Consider the following 2,196-nt stretch of genomic DNA (forward strand, 5'->3'; position numbering starts at 1 on the left):
GCGCACACCTGCTTCGATGGCGTCCAGCTCATCGGCGCTAATCCGGCCAATCGCCAGCGCAACGGCCTCGGTCTCCAACATGGTACGCACATGCAGCACCTCGACCAGTTCACGAGCCGAGAACTCCCTGACAATCATCGAATTGCCTGGCCGGCGCGAAATGTAGCCCTCGGTCTCCAGGCGGTAGAGCGCTTCGCGTGCCGGCGTTCGCGAAACATCCAGCGCCTCGGCCAGCTTGCGCTCCTGCAACACCGTGCCGACCGGAAGTTCGCGCTGTATCATCATGTTCAGAAGCCGATCATAGATCTGCTGGCTGAGGCTCTTATCGGGGATTTGACGGATGGCGGCCGCAGGGTTGCGTATCATGACGCGCTCCTTGCTCCGTTCAGCTGCCCGATGGCGGCCGCAATGCGGCGGCAAGCTTGCGCGAGATCTTCATCGCTCGACGCGTATGAGATCCGGAAATAGCCGGACAAGCCGAAGGAGGAGCCGGGCACGGTAGCAACCAACGCCTCGTCCAGCAAAAACCCGGCTACATCCGAATCATTCTCCAGCACCGATCCTGACCGCGTCATCAGGCCGAACAGGCTCCGGCAGTCCGCGTAGACGTAGAAAGCTCCGTCCGGCCTGGCACAGCAAAGGTGGGGCACGGCCGACAGCGCATTGACCACCAAGTCTCGGCGTCGTCTCAACACCGTCACCACTTCACCAAAAAAATCCTTCGGGCCGGTCAGTGCCGCCAGCGCTGCAGCCTGGCCGATGGAAGACGGGTTGGACGTGCTTTGCGATTGGATTTTCGTCATCGCGTCAATCAGATCGGCCGGGCCGCCCGCATAGCCGATACGCCAGCCGGTCATGGCAAAAGCCTTTGATACGCCATTGACCGTCAGCGTGCGGTTCATCAGCGCCGGGGCAACGGCAGCGATCGTGCTGAACGGCTGATCTGAAAAGCGCAGATGCTCGTAGATGTCGTCCGTGAGCACACCGATCTTCGGATGCTTCTCCAGCACCGCTGCAAGGCTCGCCAGTTCGTCGGCGGAATAGACGCCGCCCGTCGGATTGCAAGGCGAGTTCAAGATCAACCAACGGCTGCGCGATGTGATGGCGGCTGCAAGACCACCGGCTGTAAGCTTGAAGCCACTCGCTTCGCTGGTTGACGCAATGATGGCAACGCCGCCGCCGAGTTCAACCATGTCCGGATAAGACACCCAATATGGAGCGGCCACGATGACCTCGTCGCCGGGATCGAGGCTGGCCAGCATCGCATTGAAGATAATCTGCTTGGCACCTGTTGCGACGATGATCTGGTCGGGGCGATAGTTAAGACCGTTCTCGTCGCGGAACTTGGCGATGACCGCGTTCTTGAGTGCTGGAGTGCCGCCAACGGCGGTGTAACGCGTCTCACCGTTTTCGATCGCGCGCGCTGCCGCTTCGGCAATGTGGCGCGGTGTGTCGAAATCGAGTTCGCCAGACGCCAGCGAAATCACGTGTTTGCCCGCCGCCTGCAGCACGCGCGCCCGCTCAGCCATCGCGATTGTAGACGATGGCTTCAGGCCGCGCATTCGTTGCGCCACCAAACTCATGCAATCTTCCTCTCTGTTTTTGCTGTCTGTGCGCCGTTGCGCCGCTCATCGGCCAGCAGCGCAAGCAGCTCAGCCATGATGGTCGCCGCCAGCAGCGCGGTGATCTGACCCGGCCCGTCGTAAAGCGGATTGGTCTCCACGACGTCGCACCCGACCAGATTGATAGCGTTGAGCCTGCGCAGGATTGTCAGCGTCTCATGCGCTGAAAAGCCTCCGACTTCGGGCGTTTGAACGCCTGGTGCCGCAGACGGGTCGACGAAGTCCATGTCGAAGGTAAGGAACACTGGACGCCCGGCGGTGCGCGCACGCACGCGCGTTGCAACTCCCTCGGCGCCCAGCGTAAAGACATCGTCGGTCGTCAACACCTCATAGCCGAGTTCGACCGACTGGCTGATATCGGTCGACGAAAACAGCGAGCCGCGCAACCCGATCTGGATCGAATGCGCGGTATCGACAATGTTCTCCTCGACGGCGCGACGGAAAGGCGTGCCGGCGCTGTAGCGTTTGCCTGCAAAATAGCTGTCCCAAGTGTCACTGTGGGAATCGAAATGAACCAGCGCCAACGGACCGTGCTTCCTGGCCACAGCGCGCAGTTGTGGCAAGGTGATTGAAT

General features: G+C 61.1%; 3 protein-coding genes. All 3 read right to left on the reverse strand.

The window, feature by feature from the left end; genetic code table 11:
- On the reverse strand, window positions 1–366 hold a 366-nt coding region (locus EN993_RS35035; protein WP_164758030.1), incomplete at its 3' end, for a GntR family transcriptional regulator.
- Window positions 363–1,583 carry a pyridoxal phosphate-dependent aminotransferase gene (locus EN993_RS35040; RefSeq protein ID WP_127266165.1) on the reverse strand — a complete coding sequence of 407 codons (1,221 nt, stop codon included), beginning with the start codon at window positions 1,581–1,583 and terminating at the stop codon, window positions 363–365. The genes EN993_RS35035 and EN993_RS35040, both read right to left, overlap by 4 nt.
- Window positions 1,580–2,185 (reverse strand): arginase family protein, encoded by a 606-nt coding sequence (locus tag EN993_RS35045; protein ID WP_281040596.1) that lies wholly within the window; start codon window positions 2,183–2,185, stop codon window positions 1,580–1,582. Before EN993_RS35045 ends, EN993_RS35040 begins: the two co-directional genes overlap by 4 nt.
- Window positions 2,186–2,196 lie beyond the last annotated feature (11 nt).

The organism is Mesorhizobium sp. M7D.F.Ca.US.004.01.2.1, assembly GCF_003997785.1.
Lineage (GTDB): Bacteria > Pseudomonadota > Alphaproteobacteria > Rhizobiales > Rhizobiaceae > Mesorhizobium > Mesorhizobium loti.

Coding starts and splice junctions, on each gene's coding strand:
- EN993_RS35040 (WP_127266165.1), bottom strand. CDS start 1,583: ATGAGTTTGGTGGCGCAACGAATGCGCGGCCTGAAGCCATCGTCTACA.